At 48.8% G+C, this 24,225-nt stretch carries 17 protein-coding genes; 10 read left to right on the forward strand and 7 right to left on the reverse strand.

The genetic code is table 11. The annotated features are described in order from the left end of the window. The first annotated feature begins 33 nt into the window (after positions 1-33). The 4 genes from C6P39_RS16090 to C6P39_RS16105 all read left to right on the forward strand — a co-directional run bounded on the left by C6P39_RS16090 (position 34) and on the right by C6P39_RS16105 (position 4,873). Positions 34-1,827, forward strand: a complete 1,794-nt coding sequence (locus tag C6P39_RS16090; protein ID WP_104804457.1) for an L-fucose isomerase — start codon at positions 34-36, stop codon at positions 1,825-1,827. A gap of 188 nt (positions 1,828-2,015) precedes the next feature. Beyond that, a complete protein-coding gene (locus C6P39_RS16095) occupies positions 2,016-3,512 on the forward strand; it encodes a rhamnulokinase (RefSeq protein ID WP_104804458.1) in 1,497 nt (498 codons plus the stop codon). Positions 3,513-3,549: 37 nt separating this feature from the next. Continuing rightward, positions 3,550-4,233 (forward strand): class II aldolase/adducin family protein, encoded by a 684-nt coding sequence (locus tag C6P39_RS16100; protein WP_104805955.1) that lies wholly within the window; start codon positions 3,550-3,552, stop codon positions 4,231-4,233. 205 nt (positions 4,234-4,438) lie between these two features. Further along, complete coding sequence (locus tag C6P39_RS16105) at positions 4,439-4,873, forward strand: RbsD/FucU family protein (RefSeq protein WP_104804459.1); 435 nt, start codon at positions 4,439-4,441, stop codon at positions 4,871-4,873. A gap of 566 nt (positions 4,874-5,439) precedes the next feature. Here the strand turns inward: C6P39_RS16105 and C6P39_RS16115 are convergent. The 6 genes from C6P39_RS16115 to C6P39_RS16145 all read right to left on the reverse strand — a co-directional run bounded on the left by C6P39_RS16115 (position 5,440) and on the right by C6P39_RS16145 (position 10,263). Further along, on the reverse strand, positions 5,440-5,916 hold the full coding sequence (locus C6P39_RS16115; RefSeq protein WP_104804460.1) for an SAM-dependent methyltransferase: 477 nt from the start codon (positions 5,914-5,916) through the stop codon (positions 5,440-5,442). Positions 5,917-6,149: 233 nt separating this feature from the next. Next, on the reverse strand, positions 6,150-6,971 hold the full coding sequence (locus C6P39_RS16125) for a MerR family transcriptional regulator (RefSeq protein WP_104804462.1): 822 nt from the start codon (positions 6,969-6,971) through the stop codon (positions 6,150-6,152). Between the two features lie 15 nt (positions 6,972-6,986). Beyond that, the gene (locus C6P39_RS16130) at positions 6,987-7,793 is read right to left on the reverse strand and encodes an MBL fold metallo-hydrolase (protein ID WP_104804463.1); all 807 of its coding nucleotides are present in this window, start codon (positions 7,791-7,793) and stop codon (positions 6,987-6,989) included. A gap of 50 nt (positions 7,794-7,843) precedes the next feature. Beyond that, complete coding sequence (locus C6P39_RS16135) at positions 7,844-8,992, reverse strand: ABC transporter permease (RefSeq protein WP_104804464.1); 1,149 nt, start codon at positions 8,990-8,992, stop codon at positions 7,844-7,846. A gap of 4 nt (positions 8,993-8,996) precedes the next feature. Beyond that, complete coding sequence (locus C6P39_RS16140) at positions 8,997-9,689, reverse strand: ABC transporter ATP-binding protein (protein WP_104804465.1); 693 nt, start codon at positions 9,687-9,689, stop codon at positions 8,997-8,999. Then, entirely contained in the window at positions 9,673-10,263 is a 591-nt protein-coding gene (locus tag C6P39_RS16145; protein ID WP_104804466.1) for a TetR-like C-terminal domain-containing protein, read from the reverse strand. The genes C6P39_RS16140 and C6P39_RS16145 overlap by 17 nt, the downstream gene beginning before the upstream one ends. An 849-nt stretch (positions 10,264-11,112) precedes the next feature. Between C6P39_RS16145 and C6P39_RS16160 the strand changes: the two genes are divergently transcribed. From C6P39_RS16160 to C6P39_RS16175, 4 genes are all read left to right on the forward strand, one after another. After that, positions 11,113-13,788 (forward strand): DEAD/DEAH box helicase, encoded by a 2,676-nt coding sequence (locus C6P39_RS16160; protein WP_104804469.1) that lies wholly within the window; start codon positions 11,113-11,115, stop codon positions 13,786-13,788. Between the two features lie 18 nt (positions 13,789-13,806). After that, positions 13,807-16,050, forward strand: coding sequence for a UvrD-helicase domain-containing protein (locus tag C6P39_RS16165; protein WP_104804470.1), 2,244 nt, complete (start codon positions 13,807-13,809; stop codon positions 16,048-16,050). A 37-nt stretch (positions 16,051-16,087) separates the two neighbouring features. Then, positions 16,088-16,882, forward strand: a complete 795-nt coding sequence (locus tag C6P39_RS16170; RefSeq protein ID WP_104805956.1) for an EcsC family protein — start codon at positions 16,088-16,090, stop codon at positions 16,880-16,882. A gap of 117 nt (positions 16,883-16,999) precedes the next feature. Continuing rightward, the gene (locus tag C6P39_RS16175) at positions 17,000-19,702 is read left to right on the forward strand and encodes an EAL domain-containing protein (protein WP_104804471.1); all 2,703 of its coding nucleotides are present in this window, start codon (positions 17,000-17,002) and stop codon (positions 19,700-19,702) included. A 48-nt stretch (positions 19,703-19,750) separates the two neighbouring features. Here C6P39_RS16175 and C6P39_RS16180 read toward each other — a convergent pair whose 3' ends face one another. After that, positions 19,751-21,694 (reverse strand): right-handed parallel beta-helix repeat-containing protein, encoded by a 1,944-nt coding sequence (locus tag C6P39_RS16180; protein WP_104804472.1) that lies wholly within the window; start codon positions 21,692-21,694, stop codon positions 19,751-19,753. Positions 21,695-21,905: 211 nt separating this feature from the next. Here C6P39_RS16180 and C6P39_RS16190 point away from each other — a divergent pair, with 211 nt between their 5' ends. Both C6P39_RS16190 and C6P39_RS16195 read left to right on the forward strand, forming a co-directional pair. Beyond that, complete coding sequence (locus C6P39_RS16190) at positions 21,906-22,853, forward strand: DUF1848 domain-containing protein (protein ID WP_104804473.1); 948 nt, start codon at positions 21,906-21,908, stop codon at positions 22,851-22,853. 223 nt (positions 22,854-23,076) lie between these two features. After that, the gene (locus tag C6P39_RS16195; protein ID WP_242987060.1) at positions 23,077-24,219 is read left to right on the forward strand and encodes a HipA domain-containing protein; all 1,143 of its coding nucleotides are present in this window, start codon (positions 23,077-23,079) and stop codon (positions 24,217-24,219) included. Positions 24,220-24,225: the final 6 nt, after the last annotated feature.

Here is a 24,225-nt window from a genome sequence, read left to right on the forward strand (position 1 = left end):
GCCAACTATTATCAGTATGGAGGTACAGAAAAAATGGCAGAGAGCAGATTGATCGGAGCATATCCCGTAATTGGAATCAGACCAACAATTGACGGAAGAAGAGGATACCTGAAAGTACGGGAATCCCTGGAAGAACAGACTATGAATATGGCAAGATCCGCAGCCCGGCTTTTTGAGGAAAACTTGAAATACTCAAACGGCGAACCGGTAAAAGTAGTGATCGCGGACACTACCATAGGGCGTGTAGCTGAGGCTGCCGCCTGTGCGGACAAATTCAGAAGAGAAGGGGTGGATATTACCCTGACAGTGACCCCGTGCTGGTGTTATGGAGCGGAGACCATGGACATGGATCCACAGACCATAAAAGCAGTCTGGGGATTTAACGGGACAGAGCGTCCGGGTGCCGTATATCTGGCAAGCGTGCTGGCGACCCATGCACAGAAGGGGCTCCCCGCTTTTGGAATCTACGGCCATGATGTACAGGCTGCAGATGCCACGGATATACCGGATGATGTGAGGGAAAAACTGCTGCGGTTCGGCTGTGCGGCTGTTGCGGCAGCATCTATGAGGGGAAAATCCTACCTGCAGATCGGTTCTGTGACTATGGGGATCGGCGGTTCCATCATTGATCCGGATTTTATTGAATCGTATCTGGGAATGCGTGTGGAATCCGTGGATGAAGTGGAACTGATCCGCCGCATGACAGAAGGAATCTATGATGAGGAAGAATTCGGAAAAGCCCTGGCCTGGACAAAAGAACACTGCATGGAGGGCTTTGACAAGAACCCGGAGGCAGTGCAGAAGACCAGGGAGCAGAAAGATGCAGACTGGGAATTTGTTGTGAAGATGATGTGCATCATCAAGGATCTGATGAATGGAAATGAAAACCTTCCGGAGGGATGCGAGGAGGAAAAAGTGGGACACAATGCCCTGGCAGCCGGTTTCCAGGGGCAGAGGCAGTGGACCGATTTTTATCCAAATGCGGACTTTGCGGAAGCGATGTTAAATACATCTTTTGACTGGAATGGAGCCAGAGAGCCTTATATCCTGGCCACAGAGAACGATGTGCTCAACGGTCTGGGCATGATGTTTATGAAACTGCTCACCAACAGAGCCCAGATCTTTGCAGATGTGCGTACATACTGGAGCCCGGAGGCTGTGAAGGAGGCAACAGGTTATACATTGGAAGGCAAAGCGGCAGAGGCAGGCGGTTTCATCCATCTGATCAACTCCGGCGCAGCCTGCCTGGATGCCTGCGGGGAAGCAAAGGATGAAAGCGGAAACAGTGTGATCAAGCCATGGTTTGATGTGACAAAAGAGGACCAGGATGCCATTATGAAAGCAACTACCTGGAACGCGGCTGATTTCGGATATTTTCGTGGCGGCGGCTATTCCTCCAGATTTTTGACAGACGCGGAGATGCCTGTGACCATGATCCGCCTGAACCTGGTAAAAGGTCTGGGACCTGTGCTGCAGATCGCAGAAGGCTGGACCATTAAGCTTCCGGCTGAAGTGTCTGACACGATCTGGAAACGTACGGATTATACATGGCCTTGTACCTGGTTTGCGCCCAGAGTAAGCGGTGAGGGTGCGTTTAAGACAGCATATGACGTGATGAACAATTGGGGAGCCAACCATGGTGCCATCAGCTACGGACATATCGGAGCAGATTTGATCACCATGTGCTCCATGCTGAGAATTCCCGTGGCTATGCACAATGTACCCGAGGAAAAAATCTTCCGTCCTGCTGCATGGAACGCATTTGGTATGGACAAAGAGGGACAGGACTACAGAGCCTGCGCAGCTTATGGTCCTCTTTATAAGTAGCGTGCAGTGACGATTGAGCAGGTCTGCGCATTTGCTGCGCTGACCGAACCATAATATTTCCAAGCCGGGCAGAAATCCCATGGACAAAGGCGGTTCCGTAGGGATTTTTGCTTGTACAGGGGAAGGTACGGAACCGTTACAGTATGCTGTAATGATTCAGATAATAGATTGATTGGGGGAAGATGAAAATGCCGGGAAAACAAATGCTGGCAGCAGATTACGGAGCCTCCAGCGGCAGGGTGATGCTGGGCAGTTTCGATGGGGAAAGGATCTCTCTGCATGAGATCCACCGTTTTGCCAATGAACCTGTGATTTTAAACGGAAAAAGCAGCAGTACCATGTACTGGGATTTTCTGCGGCTTTTCCACGAGCTGAAGACAGGCATTACAAAGGCGGGGATCATGCAGGGCAGGTCAGGTGCGGCTATCAGCAGCATTGGTGTGGATACTTGGGGCGTGGACTATGGGCTGCTGGGAAAAGACGGTATGCTCTTATCCAATCCGGTCCATTATCGGGATGCCAGAACAGAGGGGATGCTGAAAAAAGCCTTTTCCCGCATGGACAGGGAAAGACTCTATGAGATTACCGGCAGCCAGTTCATGGAGATCAATACAGCATTTCAGCTTATGGCGGAGCAGGAGTACAGAAAAGAGCTGCTGGCCCGGGCAGAGCATATGCTTTTAATGCCGGATCTGTTTTGCTATTTCCTGTCAGGGGAAATGGCAAGTGAATACACTATTGCATCAACCACGCAGATGCTGGATGCGGGAAAGAAGGACTGGTCCGGGGAGGTGCTGGAAAGCCTGGGCCTTCCCTCCCGGATATTGGAGCCGGTGCTTATGCCAGGAACAAGGCTTGGCAGCCTTAGAAATGAGATCAGGGAAGAGCTGGGGGCAGGCCCCATGGATGTCATAGCTGTGGCAGGACATGACACGCAGAGCGCCATGGCTGCCGTTCCGTCTGAGACAGATGATTTTCTGTTTTTGAGCTGCGGTACCTGGTCATTGTTTGGAACAGAACTGGATGTACCCCAGATAGACAGCAGATCTTTTGCCTGCAACATGACCAATGAGGGGGGATGCGGCGGCAAAACCTCTTTTTTGAAAAACATCATAGGGCTCTGGCTGATTCAGGAGAGCCGGAGACAGTGGATGCGGGAAGGATGCGAATACAGTTTCGGACATTTGGAATCCATGGCAGGGGATGCGGAACCCTTTGCCGCTTTTGTGGACCCGGACGCGCCGGAGTTTGTGCCCGCCGGAAATGTACCGCAGCGGATTCGGGAATTCTGCAGACAAACCGGGCAGAAAGTCCCGGAACGTGTGGGCGGGGTGGTGCGCTGTATTGACGAAAGCCTTGCTCTTAAATATAGGATGGTACTGGACGAGATCTGTGCATGTACAGGCAGAACGTATCAGGCAGTCCATCTGGTGGGAGGCGGTGCCCAGAGTGCCCTTCTGTGTCAGATGACGGCCAACGCATGCGGCATCCCCGTGATCGCCGGACCTGTGGAAGCCACTGTGTACGGCAATCTTGCCATGCAGCTTGTGGCAGCAGGGGAAGTAAAGAATTTGAAAGAGGTTCGGAGGATCATCCGGAATTCTGAGAATATGAAAGTGTATGAGCCGCAGGATACAGAGCAGTGGCAGGAGGCTTACGGACAGTATAGGAAGTTTGTTTCGTGAGAGGAAAAGGTGCAGGACAGAAAATGGAGGAAATGAAATGGAATTAAGTTATATGGAGCTTAGGGAGCAGATTTGCGATGTGTGCCATAAAATGTGGCAGAAGGGCTGGGTAGCTGCAAACGACGGGAATGTTTCCGTAAAATTAGAGGACGGGACATTTCTGGCGACACCTACGGGGATGAGCAAAAGTTTTATTACCCCGGAAAAGCTGGTACACATTGATATGGAAGGAAATATCCTGGAAGCGGAGGAAGGGTGCCGTCCTTCTTCAGAGATCAAGATGCATCTGCGCTGTTACCGGGAGCGGGAGGACGTGGGGGCTGTCTTACATGCGCATCCCCCGGTAGCGACAGGGTTTGCTGTGGCGAATAAGCCTCTGGATGAATATTCCATGATTGAGACTGTGATCGCTCTTGGCTCTGTGCCGGTGACACCGTATGGAACGCCCTCCACGTATGAGGTGCCTGAGGCCATTGCTCCTTATCTGGGTGAACATGACGCAGTGCTTTTGCAGAATCACGGGGCGCTGACAGTTGGAGCGGATGTCATTACCGCTTATTACCGGATGGAGACTCTGGAACTTTTTGCACAGATCAGCCTGAACGCTCATATGCTTGGCGGAGCAAAGGAGATCTCACGGGAAAATATTGACCGGCTCATATCCATGCGGGAAGGATATGGTGTGACCGGAAGGCATCCCGGATATAAGAAGTATTCATGAGACGCTGCCTGTTTTGGCAGGAGTAAATTTGTTTCTGTACACAGGCCACTGTACCGGGAGGCGTTTTCATGCTGAAAGCATGAAAATCCCGAGGCAGCCAGCGCCATATGGGGCAGAATGCCCCATATCTGTGCATCGCGAAGCGTGTTACTGGACACGGAGTGAACAGTAACGTAAATTTTGTTAAGGATAAAAGGTGAATGTGATGTTAAAAGGGATTCCGAAAATTATTCCGCCTCAGCTTTTAAAAGTGCTGGCAGAGATGGGACATAGTGACAGGATTGTGATCGCGGATGGGAATTTCCCTGCGGAGAGTATGGGGAAGGATTGTATTGTTGTGCGGATGGATGGGCATGGAGTGCCCGAGGTGCTGGATGCAGTGCTTCGTCTGATGCCGCTGGACGGATATGTGGAACATCCTATGAGTCTTATGGAGGTTATGCCCGGGGATGATGTTAAGACACCAATCTGGGATACTTATAGGGAAATCGTGAAAAAGTATGAGGACCGCGGGGACAGTGTGATCCGGAATGTGGAGCGGTTTGCTTTTTATGAGGAGGCAAAGAAGGCTTATGCTATTGTGGCTACGGGGGAAGAGGCGGTTTATGCGAATGTGATGCTGCAGAAGGGAGTTATTTAGAGAAAAAAGGGACGGGAAACTCCGGCGGGGAGGGGCAGGCAGGGATACGGGGCCTGATTCCTCCGACGTTTTGCTGGTGGGCAGCTAACCTGCTGGCATTCACTAAATTCGTCGGCAATGGCCTCCTCATTAAGTGTCTGCCGCAGGTGGATCTGCCCGCCGCTCCACTAAACCTGCGGAATCAGGCCCCGTATCCCTGCCTGCCCCTCCCCGCCGGAGTTTCCCTGATTTTGGCTGCGGAAGTGTGGGAAGCATGAATGAGGGTGCGATCACTTTGGAGGATCTGGATGATTTCAGTGAGGATCTGAAAGATACCATGATACATTTCTTCGAGAGGAAATGAAGTATATGCAGCATGGATGCAGAGTATCATTGCAGAAGAAAAACTAAAGCCGGAAGACATCCGTATATTTGGGGAGAATGCTTTCCGTGATGGTGAAATCAAGACAGCCGGAACAGATAGGGAGAAAACTGTGCCCATATCTGTTCCGGCTGTTTCCCGGCAGCTTTGTTTTGCAAAGACATTAATTTCTAAGAAATACCAACAAAGCACCCCCTTATTTTAGCTAAAAGTTAAATTCATTCTCCCACGGGAATTCTGCAGATTCCTCCAGGCTCTTAGGCCAGTGGCTGCACCAGTCCGGAACCGTTGGGGATTCTATGCGGTCCATGCTGGGAGTGTAGGGCTTGATGTCCAGGACCGGGGTGTTGTCGTTTGCGTCAATGTAGGCTATGTGGATGACGCCGTTTTCGTGATCAATGTATGTGACCGGGGCTGTGGTAAGGGCTATGGGGTTGGGGCGGACAGGAGAACGGGTGGCAAAGATGCCCATTACGGGAGGGCATTTTTTGTAGGGCTGTTCTGCTTCCAGCACGGCGCGGGCTTCCTCTGTGTCAAAGTCGCTGAACCACCAGAGCACCTCGATGTGGCTGAAGCCGTCTAATGCCTGCAGCGCCGGGATGTATGCCGGATCCAGGGTGATAAACATTTCTTCTCCGTTATTGTGGATGGTCCCAATGGGATGTAATTTGAATGATGTCATGGTGTATTCCTCCATATATGATTTATTTGTGAGTAACTGTTCAGTATCCTTACAGTTACAGGCAAAAATCCATGCAGAATCGCTTTTGGCGATGGGATTTTTGCTTGGCCGTGGAACACTTTCTTACGGTCAGCGCAGTGAATGCGCAGACCTACTGAATAGTTACATTTACGAGTTCAATGTAGACCCTGACATGGTGTGAGAGTCAAGAGGAATATTTTTGACGGAAATTTTTAGTCTTTTTTGATCAGCAGAGGTATCTGTATCTCTGTCAGAAAGTTTTTGGGGTTATCTTCATTCCAGGGGCCCCGGTGGACAATCTGCCTGCTTGGGGCAGTCATCTGGTAGCGCTCGTTTTTTTGCAGCCATTCTGCAAAGGAAAGGTAGGCTCCGGCTATATTGGAGAAGTGGCCGTACACCATGGTGCAGGCCATGACAGGGACGGGTTCAATAAATCGGAAGATGAAATCCTCGGTATCCTTTCCGGATTTTTTTACGGGTGCACATATCTCTACATCCACCTGTGTCTCCTTATACTCCTGGTCGTGGTAAAGAGAGAAGGTTTCAGGGGAAATCGGTATCCTGTTTGCTTCTGCAAAATCTGACATTTCTTTCCAGAGAAGACCTTCACCGTAGTAATCCGGAAGGATCCTTCTGAGGGAGAGCACCTGGATACCGGGAATGGATTTTATGGTCACATTGTACGGCATCTCATTTTGTCCATGCAGAATATCTTTCTTGACGAGCAGGATTTTCTGAAGCCGTTCCTGCTCTGTTTTGATGTTTTCCTGGATTTCCCGGTATTTTTTGTCCAGATGTTCTATCAGGGACATTTCATTTTCAGCGGCCAGGGCAGCAGCAATTTCCGACACCTGAAAACCGCTGTCACGCAGATAAATGATTTTATTCAGGGTGGGGATCTGCTCGGCAGAGTACATACGGTAACCCGTCCAGGCATCAGTTTTAGCCGGCTTCAGAAGGCCGGCTTCATCGTAATACCGCAGCATCCGGATGGATACCTGTGTCAGTTTTGAAAATTCACCTATTTTAAACATACTTTCACCTGCAGTCTATATTTGTATGGTTAATCCAACACCGACTTCCTCAATATCCATGTATTTCAGCATTTCAGCTTTGGCTTTCAGGGAAACACAGTGGCAGGGATAAAGGGCATCTGCGGACAGGGTGTCCAGGAAGTGAATGGTTTCCGTAAGCTGTGTATTCTTGTCAAACAAATGGAATCCGCCAATGATACCTGTAATACGCTGTTCCCGGCAGACTCTGCGTGCATACTCTGTGATGCTGCAGATGCCGCTGTGGGAGCAGCCGGTGATAAGGAAAAGTCCTTTGTCTGTCCTGCATACCAGTGCCGAGTCGTCCAGGCAAAAGTCTTCCTTTTCCGCACCGTTTATTCGGTATGTGCCGATTGCTTTTCGTTTTTCAAAACCATAAAGCTCTGGGATCTGCCCCAAAAAAAGACAATTTTCAGAGAGAGAAACAGGCGCTTGGGCAGGCTGGTAACAGAACAGTCTGGTAATCTCTTCCGGGGAATAGGGGGCGCCTATGTATTCATTCTCATAGTATTTCGGCTGGAAACACAGAGGATGTGCCACAAGCCGGGCGTTTGGAAGGGCATACTCTTCACGGAGGAATTTTAAGCCTCCGCTGTGGTCATTATGGCCGTGGGAGAGCACAATATGGGTGATCGTATTTAAGTCTATGCCCATGGAGACAGCATTTTGAATGAAGATAGAGGAGTAGCCGGTATCAAAGAGTATTTTTAGATCATCAATTTCAATGTAATAGCTGACTGCCGGTTCCCCTGCATAATAGTGGTCGATATACGTGTTATTATCCACCAGAACGGTTAATTTCATCTGAGAGCCTCCTGATCTTGATCTTATTCATTTCCCAAGGAAAGGCAAAGTCACTCCAGCATGATTTCCTTTAAAGAAATGTTCTTTATTCTAACAGAATAACACAGCATAATACATTCATAAACCAAAATAAAAGAAAACAGAACAATAAAAAACGCCTGCCAGTTAAATGTGTAGTCAGGAACATGGGGGATATCCTTATAGATAATCTTAACCATACTTTTTATCAGTGCAAATTGATAAAGAGTCCCAACAACAAATCCCCCATAAGCCACAGGCCGGTATCCGTCAAGAATCGCCTTCCGGCAGTCCCTCTGGGAATATCCGAAGACCCGCATCATAGCGATCGTCTTTGTGTTGGCATCCACCACGGTTGTCACGGACAGGAGAAGCGTCGTAAAGGAAAGCACGATCCCAATAACAAAAATGATCACAGCAAACATGGCACTTGCCAAGTCCTTCATACCAAAAGTCATCTGCATCATGGAGGAATAACAGAAAGAAGCAAATCCTATAAAAAATAAAAGAGAGATACGGCTCTTGGCAGTGCTCTGTCTCAAATCCTGCAAAAATGAAAGTGTCTTTCCGCTATTTCTTTTCTGCCGCCTTATCTTGAAAATCCCACCTTGTTTTCCGCGGAGCAGAGTCAGCACAGGGCTTCCAAGTTTACGGCACCCGTAGAGAATCGCAAGAATAGAAAAAAATCCAGCAGGGATCAGCACAAGAAAGAGGAGCAGTGACCAATGAAAATGGACAGTAATATCAGGCAGGATCTTATCCTCATTCATCACCCGGTAAAACGTAGGCATAAGCAAAAAAGAGGACGCAAATCCAATGCCGGTACCCAGCAGCACACTGACCCCGAACACCCAGAAGCCACGGGCAATCTTAAAATCAGAATATCCCAGTGCCTTCAGTATACCCAGTTCTTTTCGATGGCTGTCAATATAATGCTTAATATAAAAAAATAACATAATAACAGAAGTCAGCAAAAGACAGCCTCCGCTTACGCAGCTGATCATCCTGCCGGACGAGACCTGGGCTTCATAAAAAACGGTAACCGCCCCTGGTGCGATTTCCTCCCGAATCCCCACCATATCCATATTAAAATTCAGGAACAAAGTGCAGACAAAGACTGCACAGCAGGATATTATAAAAATCCCGGTAAATTTTGCGGCGTCTCTGAATCCTACGACCATATGATCACCATCCTATCTCATAAGCTGTTTTCCGGGCTGCATTCTGATACAGATCAGTGACTTTACCGCTGTTCATCAGTATCACCTTATGAGCCATCCGAGCAATATTCTGATTATGCGTAACCATGACAACAGTAAAACCGTACATGTCCTGCAGCTTACAGATATAATCCAGCACCAGCCTTCCGGTTGCCTCATCCAAAGCCCCTGTAGGTTCATCCAAAAACAATCCCTTAGGCTTTTTCGCCAGTGCCCTTGCAACGGAGACACGCTGCTGTTCCCCGCCGCTCAGTTCTCCCGGCAGCTTTTCCAGCTTATCACCAAGTCCAACCGCATTGATCATTTCCCGGTAATCTTTATTTCCGGACAAATCTGCCCCCATTTTTACATTCTTATCCACATTCATATGAGGCAGCAGATAATACTGCTGGAAAATAAATCCCACATATTCCTTCCGAAACTGTGTCAGCTCACGCTCACCAAGTCCTGTGATCTTTTTCTCCCCGTAAAACACTTTCCCCTGATCCGGCGTCTCCAGCCCGGACAGAACATTCAGCAATGTAGATTTTCCTGAGCCGGAAGCCCCCAGGATAACCGCAAACTCCCCCTCCTCTATTTCCAATGAAATCCCCCTGAGCACCGGCAGCGGATTGTCGCTGTTTCCGTAAGACTTAAAAATATCACAAGCTCTGATCATACTTTTCACCTGCCTTTATATTTTTCAATATACTTGTAAAAACCTCTGTCATCATTCCGTCAATCTCTCCCGTCTCAAAACTGCAGACATTCGTAGCACAAAGCGTTGCGATCCCATGCGTATAAATCCACAAATGCCGATACAAAGCCCAGGCGTTTTCCTCACTCAGTCCATACTGTGTCTCAATCGAATGCAGGATCTCTTCATGGTTATCATCAATTGCAAAAAGCACATCCTTCACTCCGGGGGTCTCTGCCCTCTCCCTCATAAACAAAAGCCGAAAAAGCTGAGGCTCCCTTCCGGCGAACCCAATATACTCCATCCCCACACTCTTAAATGCCATCTCCTGCGAAAGCCCCTGCTTCACACACCGGTTATAAACCTCTTTAGCAGCCCGGACAATCTCTTCCTGCACCTCCTCCATACTATGAAACACCGTAAACACAGGTCTGGCAGAACTTCCAAGCTCCATCCCCAGCTCCCTTGCCGTAACCGCGCCCATCCCCCGTTTTCTCACTATATTCAATCCCGCATTCACAATCTCTTCCCTGGTAAACTTAGCCTTAGGCGGCATCTCTCATCCCTCCATCCTTAATCAAATTTAAAAATTCACCATATCCGTCCTAAATCATTCAATTTAAAACACTTGATTTAAAACATATACTTACATAATACCACATCAATCTCCACTGTCAACTAAAATCCCAATATCTATCATTTATAACCTCTACCCTGTTCCGTCCGCAATCGAAATAGCCTCCTTCCGTCCATCCCATCCATAATCCAAACAACTCCTAATCCCAATCCCAACCGCAATTCAAATAACCTCGTCCTACTCATCGTATCCGCAAGTCAAATAGCCTCCTTCCATCCATCCCATCCGCATTCAAAACAACGCTCATCCCAATCCCAACAGCAATTCAAATAACCTCCGCCTACCCATTCCATCTGCAGCCCAAACAGCCTCCACCCGTCACCCAACCGCATTCTAAATAACCTCTGCCAGCCCATCGCATCCGCAATCCAAACAGCTTCCGCCCGCCACTCCAACCACATCTCAAATAACTTTCTCTTATCCCTCCCATCCGCATTCCACCAACAGGAAAGAGCAGCGGCCCAGGGGCAGGGAAGGCAGGGGATAATTCAGTAGGTTAAGTGGAGCGGCTGGCAGATCCACCTGCGGCAGACACTTAATGAGGAGGCCATTGCCGACGAATTTAGTGAATGCCAGCAGGTTAGCTGCCTGCCAGCGGAACGTCGGATGAATTATCCCCTGCCTTCCCTGCCCCTGGGCCGCTGCTCTTTCCGTCCGTGAGCCATGCAATCCACATGAGCCCCACTACCCCATTGCATCTCCCCACCAAAAATGCTAAACTAAGAACAAACGTTCCTTAACCACAAAAAAAACAACAGGAGTCCCCACATGGAAATAAAAGACCTAACCATATACCAAAAAAACATCCCACCAACACCCCCGCAATACGCCCCCTACCCCTCCGGCCTCTCAGAGGAAATCTGCACGCATCTGTCCTCCACCGGCATCCAAAGCCTCTATACCCATCAGGCCGAGATGTTCACCCAGGCCATCCGGGGCGAAAATATAGTCATCACAACCTCCACCGCCAGCGGCAAAACCCTGGGTTTCCTTCTCCCTGTCATACAGGAGATATTGTCCCATCCCCAGTCCAGGGCTATTTTCTTATACCCGACAAAAGCCCTGGCAAGTGACCAGTACCGGGCAATACAACCCTGGACGGAGGCTTTCGGACAGCACAGACTGTTCGCAGGGGTATATGACGGTGATACACCGCCGGCCGAACGGAGCCGCATCAGGAAGAATGCCAACATCATCCTTACCAATCCGGAAATGCTCAACAGCGCGTTCCTTCCAAACCACAGCAAAGCCGGATTTGATTTTATATTTTCAAACCTGAAATACATCGTCATAGATGAGCTCCACACCTACCGCGGTGCGTTCGGCTCACACCTTGCCAATGTATTCCGCCGCCTGTCCAGGATCTGCAGATACTATCACGCGTCGTCTCAGTTCCTCTGCAGTTCCGCCACCATAGCAAACCCTGTGGAACTTGCCCGGGCAGTCTGCCAGAGGGAATTTATCTGCATTGACAGGGATGGGTCCCCTGCTCCGGAGAAAACATATGTTTTCCTCCAGCCGCCCAAGATTTACGGGAAAGACAATCAGTATTACGGGCAGGTGCAGGGTACGTCTGTAGCAGCGTCCATGGCGGCAGAGCTGACAGAGAAGGGACAGAGCTTTCTTACATTTGCCAAATCCCGCAGAAATGTGGAGGTTATCCTAAAAGAAGCCCGCGATATGCTGGAGGGGGAGGGCATTCCCGGTGCCGGACTTACGGAGCGGATTTCGGGCTACCGGGGTGGCTATAACCCAAGAGAAAGGAAAGAGATTGAAAGGAAAATGACGTCCGGGGAGCTTTGCGGCCTTATTTCCACCAATGCTTTGGAGCTGGGCATAGACATCGGCAAAATAGACACAACCGTGCTTGCCGGATTTCCGGGAACCAGGGCTTCCTTCTGGCAGCAGACGGGAAGAGCCGGAAGAAGCGGCAGAGCCTGCACCAACTATCTGATCTTGGACAACCTGCCTTTTGACCAGTATATCTCCATCAATCCGGACTGGCTTTTTGACGGGGAGAGCGAGAGCGCAGTGGTGGACAGAGACAATCTTCTCATTGAACTTGCCCATATCCGGGCAGCAGCGGCGGAACTGCCGCTCACCCTTGACGATATTGCTGTTTTTCCTGATTTGGGTGAGACGATCCCGGTCCTTCTGCGGGTAAAAGAGCTGCATGCCCAGGATGGCAGATTTGCCTGGTCCGGAGATACATTTCCGGCAGGTGACTATAGCCTAAGAAATATAGATAAGGTCAGATATAATCTGGTGGACCGGGAGAATTCCAGGATCATCACAGAGATGGATGAGATGCAGGCTTTCCGGGAAATCCATGAAGGCGCAGTGTACATGCACGGAGGTGCCCAGTATGAAGTCATACAAATGGACAGGGAGACAAAAACATCCTATGCGGTACCCTTTTGCGGAAACTATTACACCATGCCGGGAAGCGCCGCCGCCATCCGTATCATACATGGGAGCGCAGAGAAGGAATACAAAAGGACAAAGGTTTCGTTCGGTGATGTTAATGTAAAGGAATCGGTCTACATGTACAAAAAAATGCAGTTCCACAATCATCAGAATCTGGGATACGGACAGCTGGAGCCGCCGTTATCCAAGGATTTTGACACGGAAAGCACCTGGATCACCATTCCCCAAAATGTTGTGAAGGTTTACAGGGGCCTTATAAGGGAAACAGGAAACGGACAGGTTTTGAGAAACAACCATTTTGAAGGCATCTGCTATGCTATCCGGAATGCTGCGCGGATGGCAACCATGACAGAACAGGAGGATATTGGCGTCACCATGTCAGGCAATGCGCTGGATATGGGCGCGGGATTGGAGGAAGAAGTCTGCCTCTATATTTTTGATGAGTATGTAGGCGGCCTGGGGTATGCGGAAAAAGCCTATGAACTCATGCCGAAAATCATAGAACATGCCATAGAGATGGTAAGAGGCTGTAAATGTAAAGACGGCTGCGCGGCCTGCATAGGGGATTACCGGCTGGACAAGGACATTGTATGCTGGGGTCTGGAAAATCTGCTGACGCAGCGGGATTCCCCTATGGGGATGAAACTGCCTGACCATGTGCCCTCCACTTATATGCAGAAGCCCTTTGTGTTTGCAGAACTTCCCTCAAAATGGAAAGAATTCTGCGCCTTCCTGAGCCGGAAAGGGGAAGCTATGGCAGCGTTTTTGAATACGGTGGAGGAGGTAAGCGTGGAAGGGAACATATTGTTTCTTCCCACGTCCGGCACCTTTTACCGGACATGGATCTTAGAGGACGCAAACAGGCTGAGCCTGAAAAATATGATCGCCTTTTACACAGATGCCCCGGCTGCCCTGCGCCTGGAAGTGTATCTGTCAGACAAGGGGAGCGATAAGAAGGAAACAGAGGAAAAGATCAGGCGGAGATATTCGCATTTACATGACGGGAAAAACGGATGACAGTGCGGGGGATATCGTATGGAATTGAATTTTGAAAAAGAATTGGACAGACTGAATCCATATCAAAGAGAAGCCGTTCTGGATGAGAGCCCTGCCTGTGTGGTGAACGCAAATGTGGGGAGCGGCAAGACGACAGTGCTGATCACTAAAATCCAATATCTGCACCATATAAAAAAGGTGGGTTTTGAGGATATGACGGTGCTCACCTTTACCAATAAAGCCGCAGACGAGATTAAGTCCAGGCTTTTGGCAGCGGAACCGGAACTGTCGGCAGATAAACTCAGAGGATTCGGTACATTTCACAGTACGGCCCTGTATTATCTGCGGGAGTTCCTTCCCGTGGAGGAACTGGGGTATAGTAAGGAGTTTCTGGTCATAGACCCCGAGGAGGAGCTGGAGCTGGCTTATGACTTGATCAGGCAGCACAAGCTGAAGATCAAATATAAGAACCGCCTCAAAAAAAGGCTGGATTCAGCCATGGCTGTCCGGGAGGAGGAAAAGAAGGTCTCAAAATATCAGGACGATATTTTTGAGCTTGTCGGGCTGCTAAAGGAGGAGAAGGCAAAGCAGGATAAAATGACCTTTTTTGACTTGCTGGAAAACGCTAATTTTCTTCTGAAGGAGGCAGAACAGAAATCCGTATCTCCCAAGTGGGTCATTATTGATGAAGTCCAGGACAGTGACACCCAGCAGCTTGTTTTTACGGACCGTCTCATAAGCCGCGGAGCCAGCCTGTTTGCGGTGGGGGACCCCAACCAGGTGATTTATAGCTGGCGGGGCAGCGCGTTTCAGATATTTTATACTTTAAAGCACAAATATCAGGCAAAAGAACTGACACTTCCCATCAATTACCGCTCCAGCACTTCCATTTTGGAGGCTGCCCGTTGTTTTCTGCAGAACGGAAGCCCTCTTACAGGGGTGCGGGAGCCGGGGAGCAAGATCATAGTCAGACGCCAGTATGATGCTTTTCAGGATGCCTGTTATCTTGCAGCCAGAATGAAAAAGCTGCATGAGGAGGGCATATCTTATGGGGAGATGGCTGTATTCTACCGTCTGCAGAGCCAGTCTAAAATATTTGAGGACGTGTTTTTAAGAGAGGGTATCCCCTTTGAGGTATCCTTGAAGAAGACGGTGGGTGATGTGCCTGTGCTCAAATGGTGTATCCGTCTTCTTCGGTTTTCACTGAACACAAAGGATACGGCATCCGGGATCTATGTACTTTCCAGCCGGGAGTACGGGGAAGGTATCAGCGGGAAAAAGGCTGAGGAGATTGTCAGGGCCGGACAGCCGGGAAGATCCCTTTTGTTTGACAGAATGTGCGGATTGGTAGAAAACTGCGGGGAACTGGGCAATGAGGAAGAACTGTTTACATATTTTGAACTGGACAGGTACCTGAACCCTGTGTCGGCATCCTTCCATGAGGACAGTGACGCGGTGCGCAGACTGTTTGGGATCATGTATGCCTATGTGAGAGAACAGCAGGCAGAGCGGGCGTCGGGAATGCGGGAGTTTGTCAATTCCTCCTCACTCTACGGATTGGATGTGCTGCGGGAGGATATCAGCCGGCAGGAAGACTGTGTAAAACTCATGACCATCCATGCGTCAAAGGGGCTGGAATTTTCCTGTGTGTTTATCACGGGGGTGAATCATGGGCTGATTCCGCTCAGGACCGGGGATATGGAGGGGGAGGAGGAAGAGAGAAGGCTGTTTTTTGTGGGTATCACCAGAGCAAAGGACCATTTGGAACTGTCCTATTACATGAATCCCCAGGAGAGAGCTGATCCGGGGGAGAGCCGTTATATCCGTATGATCCCACCCCGGCTGCTGGAACACGGTGAGGACATAGGCCCTGCTGTGAGCCTGCAGGAATTAAAACGCCAGGTGCAGGAACAGAGGCGCAGTATGGCGGCCGGGTGTTTGGAACAGAGTCCGGGACAGAGTTTGGAACAGAGTCCGGAACAGAGTTTGGAACAGAGTTTGGAACAGAATCAGGAACAGAGTTTGGAACAAAGTCCGGAACAGAGTCCGGGACAGAGTTTGGAACAGAGTCCGGAACAGAGTTTGGAACAGCGTCCGGAACAGAGTTTGGAACAAAGTCCGGAACAGAGTCCCGAACAGGCAAAACAGCAGAAGCTTGTCCGGCATTCCAGATACGGAACAGGCGTTGTGGTGAATGAGAATGAAACTATGCTGGAAGCAGAATTTGAGGGGTATGGAAAAAAAGAATTCATAAAAGCGTTCAGTGAACTGGAATATATATAGAAGCAGCGGACATAATCTTTTTTGGAAAGGCGGAAAAATGATCAAGAGAAGAAAAAAATCTACCCGGACAGTGGAGATGGAAGCGGTTCTAAAAAAAGAGCAGGCATTTCTAAAACGAAATGAGGAGAAGAATGCGTCTTTTCTTGACCGGACTTTGGAAGCAAAGGTTCCGGCCAGGCTGCAGGAGACTCTGGATAAGGCATTTGAGAAAGCATTCGGCCTCATATTTGAGAAGGGGACGGATGTGATAGAGAAGACATATTCCAGGGAGAAGATAGAGCACACGTATAAAGTAGATGCCTACGCTGCCGGATTGCTGGAAAATAAAAAAACACTCCGCACATTTACGAAAAAAGCCCAGGCTGCAGGCAGCAGGAATCTTCTTCTGGCAGGGGTGGAAGGAGTAGGCCTTGGGATCCTTGGCATTGGCCTTCCCGACATTCCCCTTTTTACCGGCATGATACTGAAAAGCATTTATGAAACCGCGCTTCACTATGGATATTCGTATGATACGGAGGAGGAGAAGTATTTCATACTGCTGCTCATACAGGGAGCCTTGTCCTATGGAGACGCTCTGAGACAGATCAATGAGCAGACAGACCGATATATCATAGAGCAGACAGTACCCCAGGGATACGACAGCGGGGAGCAGATCAGAAAAACCTCCTCTGTCCTCTCAAAAGAACTGCTGTACATGAAGTTTTTGCAGGGGATTCCGGTGGCAGGGGTAATTGGCGGAGCTTATGATTCGATTTACCTCAAAAGAATACTGGACTATGGGAAAATAAAGTACAGAAAAAGGTTTTTAATGGACAAAGACAAAGCGCATTGACTTGCAGTAAAATACATTCTATACTTAGAAGAAAGAAGAAATACCGTTTACTGATGCGCTGCCGTTTCCCTAAAAGCGGCATGGCCGTCTGTGAGAAAGGTTTGAGGGCAAGTGCATATGCAAAAGAAGATGAGAACCATTTTTCTGCTGGTCGCTCTGGTATTATCCGGGCTTCTGTCCTTATATTCTATGAGGAGCCTCCAGGGAAATGCAAGGGTCATCAACTATACCGGGGTGGTGCGAGGAGCGACCCAAAGGCTGGTGAAAGAGGAATTGGAAGGACGCCGGGATGATGCCCTGATAGATAAGCTGGACGGCATCATAGAAGAGCTGCGCACGGGAAAAGGGGAAAATCATCTGGTCAGGCTCAATGACGCAAAATATCAGGAAATGATGGCCCTCATGCAGGAACGCTGGGAAGAGATAAAACTGGAGATCCTGAAGGTGAGACAGGGGGCGGACAGTAGTACGCTGTACCGTTTGAGCGAAGAATATTTTGAGCTGGCTGATCAGAGTGTAGGGGTTGCAGAGCAGTATGCGGAAGGTTATGTGCGAATGGCACAGATTTGTTTTGCTGCGCTGACCCTTATATGTACGGCTGCGGCGATCTTTCTGGCATTTTATATGAAGCAGCAGGAGAAAAGGCGTAAGGCAGTTGCACTGATGGAGAATGCCAATCTGGAAAAGAGCCGTAAACTTTCCAGAATGACAGAGGATATCCAGGCGCCCATGAATGAGATCTCTGAACTCCTGTATGTTTCTGATGTTGATACATATGAATTGTTATTCATAAATGAAGCGGGAAAACGCAGTTTTCGGATAGATGATGTGGAGGGGAAACTCTGCTATCAGGTACTACAGGGAAGAGATACCCCCTGTCCGTTCTGCACCACCAAATATCTGAAAAGCGGAGAGAATTATACCTGGGAAACCACCAATCCCATCACAGGCCGGCATTACCTGCTCAAAGACCGTCTGATCGAGTGGGATGGAAAACAGGCGCGCCTGGAACTGGCTTTTGATACTACGGAAGCAGAGTATGAAAAAGAAAAGCTGCGGTATGCCCTCAGCTCAGAGCAGATGGTGATGGAATGCATCAGAACCCTGTACTGTGAAAAAGATATAGGGGACGCGGTAAACGATGTCCTGCGGGAGAGCGGTGTGTTTTTAAATGCAGAGAGGACGTATATGTTCAATCTGACCGGAGGATTTTTCAATAACGACTATGAATGGTGTGCCGAAAATGTGGGATCCAGGCAGGAGGTCCTGCAGAACCTGGGCAGGGAGCAATTGGAACAGTGGCGCGGGATACTGCGTAAGGAAGGCTGCATAGTCATAAAAAGTGCGGAGGAATTCAGGGAAATGTTTCCGGGAAGTGAGGACATCATCCGGGAACGGAATATCCGCAATATAGCCATATCCCCTCTGGAGAAGGAAGGGGTGGTGGTGGGATGTCTTGGTGTGGATAATCTTCCGGAGGAACGTCTATTGAATATCAGTTCGATCCTTCAGACACTTTGCTACTTTATCCTGCTTGCCTATCGCAGAGCAGAGGATGAGCAGCAGTTGTCCCATCTCAGTTATTTTGATACCCTCACATCCTTTTACAACAGAAACCGCTACATGGAAGATATGCAGAAGCTGGCCGGAAGAGAGGGGAGCGTGGGTATAGTATACCTGGATGTCAACGGGCTGAAGGATATTAATGACCAGTTCGGCCATGCTTTCGGGGATAAAGTGCTTATTGAATGCGCGGAGCGCATGAAAAAGGTTTTTCAGGAAGGCAGTTTTTACCGGGTGGGAGGCGACGAGTTTGTGATCGTCTGCCCCGGTGTATCAAAAGAGCATTTCCGTGGAAAGGTAAATGCTCTGCGGGCATCATTCAAAAGAGATGAATTGTGCAGGGCAGCCATTGGTTCCCAGTGGACAGAGAAGCTGGTGGACGTAAGTCAGGCTGTGGCAAATGCGGATGCCAGGATGTATGAGGACAAGAAGGAATTTTACAGGAATAACCCGGTTTCCAAAAGGTACCGCCACCACAGCGACGAGCTGCTTTATCTGACGGACCCTGAAATCCTCAGGGAAGAGATCAGCAGGAACCAGTTTGTGGTTTATCTGCAGCCAAAGATTTCATCTTCGGACAGAATGGCAGTGGGCGCAGAGGCCCTGATCCGATACCAGTCCAGAGATGGTTCCCTGGTTCTTCCGGGCAATTTTCTCCCTCTTTTGGAGGAATCCCAGACAGTCAGCCAAATTGACTTCTTTGTGTTTGAATTCATCTGCTCCAAGATAAAAGAATGGAGCATGGAGGGGAAAAAGGGATTTCCTGTATCCGTGAACTTTTCAAGATATTCCCTGGCCCAGCCGCATTTCATAGAACGTCTTTTGGGCATATGCGAACAATACAAAATCTCACCCAAGTATCTTGAGATAGAAATAACAGAGACCGTCAGAAGCGTCAATGATATTGATATTGGTACTTTGATCGAAAAGATCAGGGAGGCGGGATTTATTGTGACCATTGATGACTTTGGCACAGAGTACGCGAATCTGGCTCTTTTGTCGGCAGTGGAGTTCGATGTTTTAAAACTGGATAAGAGTATGGTGGATGATGTGGTGAAAAATTCCAAAGCCCGGGCTATCATAGGCTCCATTGTGGAGATGGGGAAACAGATGGGAATCCAGATCGTGGCAGAGGGGATCGAGACAGAGGAACAGCTTGAAGTCCTACGTGCCTGCGGTGTGGAACTGGCACAGGGATTTCTGTTCAGTAAGCCAATCTCCGTGGATGAATATGAAAAAAGGTATTTGGATAAATAATGGAACGGGACGCCTGGATCTTCGGCGTCCCGTTTTCGTTGTAATGGGTTATCCCCAGATCTTTATTTTGTTGTATCCTTCTTTCAGGCCTTCCAAAGGTCCGGCTGCGGGTGTCTCACAGCGTTTGGTACCGTTGTAGTCAGTGTCCAGAACAATGGATTCACCGTCAGGGCCGTCAAAGGGAGCTTCCGGAATGCGGACCATACCCAGTTTTTCTGTGCAGATGATCTCAGAAGGTATATCCAGCATGTCTTTTTCAAGCTGGATCTCCAGGTAGGTTTCTTCTCCCTCAACGGAGATCTTTACCTGCGGGTCAGCCTGGCTTATAAAGTTATCTTTTTCCTTATCAAATGCCGGCGCATTTTTCAGATAGGCATTGTGATTGATGTAGGCCGGCTGTTTTACCTGTTCAAACATTTCCAAGTCCTCATTACCCATGGAGGCAACGGTTTCCATATATTCCTCCAGGGTGGTGGTGGAGCCGTTGTAGCCTTCGGTTCCGCATAAGGACTGCTCCGTATAGGCATCCGCACTGCCTACAAAGATATTGTTGTACAGACGGTCATCCCCTCCATATACAGGGGTAGTGCCTGCCACCTCAGTGCTGTGCGGGAAATGATATGGGGTAGAGCGGTTCAGAACATCCTCTCTTCTCATGGTTCCGCAGCACAGGTTATGAACGTAAGCGCCGCCCTGGGCAATGTTGTCAAAGTTATAGGCGGAGGCAAAGATGTTGTTGTCCACCATATAAGGTCCGTGAGTCACTTCAACCATCAGGTCACGGTCATTGTTGTAGAACAGGTTTTTGCTGACACGAGTGCCCTGTGCCTGCCAGTCAAGCCAGGTACCAAGGGTGCAGTCATGAATGTTATTGTTGTGGATCTGCACGTCAATAGCTGCATGGAGCTTGATGCCTGCGATCTCGTAGCCGAAATACTCATGTTTGACAGCGATATTGTAAATATGGTTGTTATAAATCTGGCTGAATACGCAGCCCATATGACCTACAATACCATTTTGTCCGCAGTCATAAATCACATTGTTCCGGATAATGTGAGAACCGATCTTCTCTTTGCTCCAGCCGATCTTCAGAGCGCGGAACACAGCTTCCATCTGGTACTGGTAACCTGGTTTTCTATGCCTTCTGGTACAGTGGTTATTTCCTGTGGATGCCTCTTTTCCAATGCTGATGCCGCTGCATTTGGCATCATGGATGATGTTATTTTCCATGATCCAACCCTTGCTCCAGTTGGCACCCAGAAGGCCCGGCTGGTCAGCTGTGGGCGGTGTCCACGGGCAGGCGGCCTGAGCCATCTCAAAACCCCGCACCGTAATATAATTCATGCCTGTTTTCTCAGGGTAGAAACAGCACTTGCGCACATTGATCTCAGCCAGTTCTTTGTTCGGGTCAGCGCCCTGGAAGTTGGCGTAGATATATGTGTTTTCATGGTCAGTCTCAGCGTACCACTGATGAATTGTCCATGCTTTATCCTTGATCGGTTCCGGATGTTTTGTCCACGGCGGATTGTATCCCTCTGTGCGGATCTGGGGATTTTTTACCTCATCCAGGGATTTTGCTTCATAGAAAGATTTGCCGTTTAAGTATACGTCACCTGCATGGACAGAATTGTCATCCGGATAGATGAACCAGTCACCCCACAGCGGTTCTTTGTATGGATTATAGTCCCCGAAAAGTGTATTTGGAACAACGGCTTTCCAGACAGTTCCCTCTATATTTTCCCAGTTCTGAATTCGCTCGGAGCCTTTGATCACCACCTTTTCCCCTTGGGCGGCTTCATATACAATGCGGCTGATATTGCTGTAGCCGCTGTGTTCCGGCTTTACCCATTCCCGGTATTCACCCTCATGCACAATGATCTTATCCCCTGTTTCGGCGGTCTTTGCTGCCTTTGATATGGTTCTGAAGGGAGCCTCTTTTGTTCCCTCCGCGTGATCACAGCCTGTGACTGCTACATGGTATTCTCTGTTCATGGATTTTCCTCCTGTTATAAAACTTTTCCTATCACTGTTTGGTACCTTTCTGTTCAGTACTTTTCCTGTCTTTAAGTATAGACAATCAAGAGGGGCGGGACAAGACGAATTTTGGGGGATTTTCCTTGAAATTTGTGTCACGGTTGTGCCGGAGGACAGAATGGTGTATAATCAAAAAAACGAACATATTTTCGGAAAAGAGGTGACGTGATTGATCCTGAGTGTGAGCCGGAGAACAGATGTGCCGGCATATTATTCGGACTGGTTTTTTGAGCGCATAGAAGCGGGATATGCCTGTGTGCGCAATCCTGTTTCCCGCCACCAGGTCAGCCGTATTTCCCTGGCCCCGGAGGTGGTGGACTGCATTGTATTCTGGACAAAGAATCCTGCGCCCATGCTGGAACGGCTTTCTTTACTGAAAGGATACATGTATTACTTTCAGTTTACACTGACCGGATACGGAAGAGATGTGGAGCCAGGGCTGCCGGATAAGAAACGGGTTTTGATTCCCGCATTCCGGTCACTTGCCGGCAGTCTGGGAGCAGAGCGGGTCATATGGCGGTATGATCCTATCTTTTTCAGCGAACGGTATACGGCTGATTACCATCTGCAGGCATTTACACAGATTGCGGATGCATTGGAAGGATATACAAAGCGGGTGGTCATCAGTTTTCTGGATTTCTACCCTAAGATACGAAAGAACCTGGAAAGATTGGGCTGTGACCCCTTTGAGGAGGAAAGTCTGTGCGTGCTGGCCGGGAAGTTGGCCCGGACTGCCAAAAGCCACGGCATGGAGATCGTGACCTGCGCGGAAAAGGCGGACCTTCAGAAATACGGGATCGCCCACGGGAGCTGTATGGACAAAGAACTGATCCAGCGCCTGTGCGGCTGCGGCCTGGAAGCTGGAAAGGACAAGAACCAGAGAAGTGAGTGCGGCTGCATGGAGAGTATTGATATTGGCGCCTATGACACCTGTCCCCATGGATGCCTCTACTGCTATGCCAACCAAAGCGGTGCTGCCGTGGCTGGGGGAAGGAAGAAATATAGGGTGGATTCTCCGATCCTCTGCAGTGAGATACTGCCGGAGGACAGGGTGACGGAGAGAAAGGTGAGATCATGGAAACGGCTGCAGGAGAGTCTGGAATCTTATTTCAGCTGAGACGGAAATAAAGAGGATTGCATATGCCATTGAGGACAGCGGCACCAGCCGTGCAATTTGTCCGGCAGCAGGTGAGGAAAAGCTATAGGGGCGTGCAGAAAAATAGGAAATTGGGATTTTATACGAAAGCGGCAGTGACAATAACCCACTTACCGTGATATAATAATGGCTATATTTTATGGCATCAGCCGGAGAGGAGGAAATATAGGTGCAATGCACACTTATGAATAAAAATACTCCTATTATAGATTTGCAGATTGACCATGATTCATCTGCCATTACTAAAGTTTTAAAAGTATATGATTTGAATTACCTTCCAGTGGGAATAGAGAAAAGAGCGGGTCTGCCCAATCGCAGAGATTTAAACGAATGGTGGCAGGGGCGTTCCATACCAGCCAGCCGTCTGGGTATCCTGGAAGCACTGGAGCATTTGGAAATGTTTGACACAAAGCAGCTTCTTATGAAATGCTTTGGCCTGAGTTTGTCAGATCAGTATTGGATGAAGCCGGCAGATATGGAATTGTCATGGAGAAAGGTAAACTTTTTTGAGAATTCTTTTTCTGAGGATGTAGGAAATGCATTGTTTGGACAGCCGCTGGGAAAAGAGGCAGACCTTATGTCTCCCTGCAACACTTCTGACGGCTGGTTAAGGAAAAAGTGGAAAATTATCAACGGTAAAAGATGCCTGATAAAAGGGGGAAGTGCGCCCTATATGCAGGAGCCGCTGAACGAAGTATTCGCCACAAAACTATTAGAATGTATGGGGATAGATAACCATGTTTCATATGGCCTTCTATGGGAAGAACAAATACCATACAGCATATGCGAAAATTTTATTACAACCAGTACAGAACTTGTAAGTGCAGTCAGTATTAACAAGTCACTAAAAAAGAGAAGCCAATATTCTGCTTATGAACATTTCCTGCGGGCATGTGACAGCCTTGGGATACCCGGAATCCATAAATTTCTCGATCAGATGCTGGTATTTGATTATCTGATGGCGAACACAGACAGGCATTTCGGTAACTTTGGTGCCGTACGAAATGTAGAGACGTTAGAATGGATGGGGCCGGCACCCATTTTTGACAGCGGCACCAGCCTCTGGCATAACATTCTCACCAGCCGTATCCAGCCCCTTGCAGAAGTTGATACGAAACCCTTCTGCACTAACGAAACAAAGCAATTAAGCTTGATCACAGATTTTACCTGGATTCCCTTTGAAAAGTTAAAGAATCTCCACCAGGAGCTATACAATATTTTTATACAATCTCCATACCTGGACGAGCAAAGATGCTGCGCATTATCACAAGCCTTCCAGGAGAGGATGACTAACCTTCAATACCTTGCCGCTCATAGAAAAAAATAAAATATT

The sequence above is a fragment of the Blautia marasmi genome (genome assembly GCF_900258535.1).
In the GTDB taxonomy this organism is placed as follows: Bacteria; Bacillota; Clostridia; order Lachnospirales; family Lachnospiraceae; genus Blautia; species Blautia hominis.

Excerpts from the sequence above, each read along its gene's own strand:
- C6P39_RS16175 (WP_104804471.1), top strand. The coding sequence starts at position 17,000 with ATGCAAAAGAAGATGAGAACCATTTTTCTGCTGGTCGCTCTGGTATTA.
- C6P39_RS16170 (WP_104805956.1), top strand. The coding sequence starts at position 16,088 with ATGATCAAGAGAAGAAAAAAATCTACCCGGACAGTGGAGATGGAAGCG.
- C6P39_RS16195 (WP_242987060.1), top strand. The coding sequence starts at position 23,077 with ATGAATAAAAATACTCCTATTATAGATTTGCAGATTGACCATGATTCA.
- C6P39_RS16095 (WP_104804458.1), top strand. The coding sequence starts at position 2,016 with ATGCCGGGAAAACAAATGCTGGCAGCAGATTACGGAGCCTCCAGCGGC.
- C6P39_RS16140 (WP_104804465.1), bottom strand. The coding sequence starts at position 9,689 with ATGATCAGAGCTTGTGATATTTTTAAGTCTTACGGAAACAGCGACAAT.
- C6P39_RS16145 (WP_104804466.1), bottom strand. The coding sequence starts at position 10,263 with ATGCCGCCTAAGGCTAAGTTTACCAGGGAAGAGATTGTGAATGCGGGA.
- C6P39_RS16165 (WP_104804470.1), top strand. The coding sequence starts at position 13,807 with ATGGAATTGAATTTTGAAAAAGAATTGGACAGACTGAATCCATATCAA.
- C6P39_RS16125 (WP_104804462.1), bottom strand. The coding sequence starts at position 6,971 with ATGTTTAAAATAGGTGAATTTTCAAAACTGACACAGGTATCCATCCGG.
- C6P39_RS16160 (WP_104804469.1), top strand. The coding sequence starts at position 11,113 with ATGGAAATAAAAGACCTAACCATATACCAAAAAAACATCCCACCAACA.
- C6P39_RS16100 (WP_104805955.1), top strand. The coding sequence starts at position 3,550 with ATGGAATTAAGTTATATGGAGCTTAGGGAGCAGATTTGCGATGTGTGC.
- C6P39_RS16105 (WP_104804459.1), top strand. The coding sequence starts at position 4,439 with ATGTTAAAAGGGATTCCGAAAATTATTCCGCCTCAGCTTTTAAAAGTG.
- C6P39_RS16090 (WP_104804457.1), top strand. The coding sequence starts at position 34 with ATGGCAGAGAGCAGATTGATCGGAGCATATCCCGTAATTGGAATCAGA.
- C6P39_RS16180 (WP_104804472.1), bottom strand. The coding sequence starts at position 21,694 with ATGAACAGAGAATACCATGTAGCAGTCACAGGCTGTGATCACGCGGAG.
- C6P39_RS16130 (WP_104804463.1), bottom strand. The coding sequence starts at position 7,793 with ATGAAATTAACCGTTCTGGTGGATAATAACACGTATATCGACCACTAT.
- C6P39_RS16115 (WP_104804460.1), bottom strand. The coding sequence starts at position 5,916 with ATGACATCATTCAAATTACATCCCATTGGGACCATCCACAATAACGGA.
- C6P39_RS16135 (WP_104804464.1), bottom strand. The coding sequence starts at position 8,992 with ATGGTCGTAGGATTCAGAGACGCCGCAAAATTTACCGGGATTTTTATA.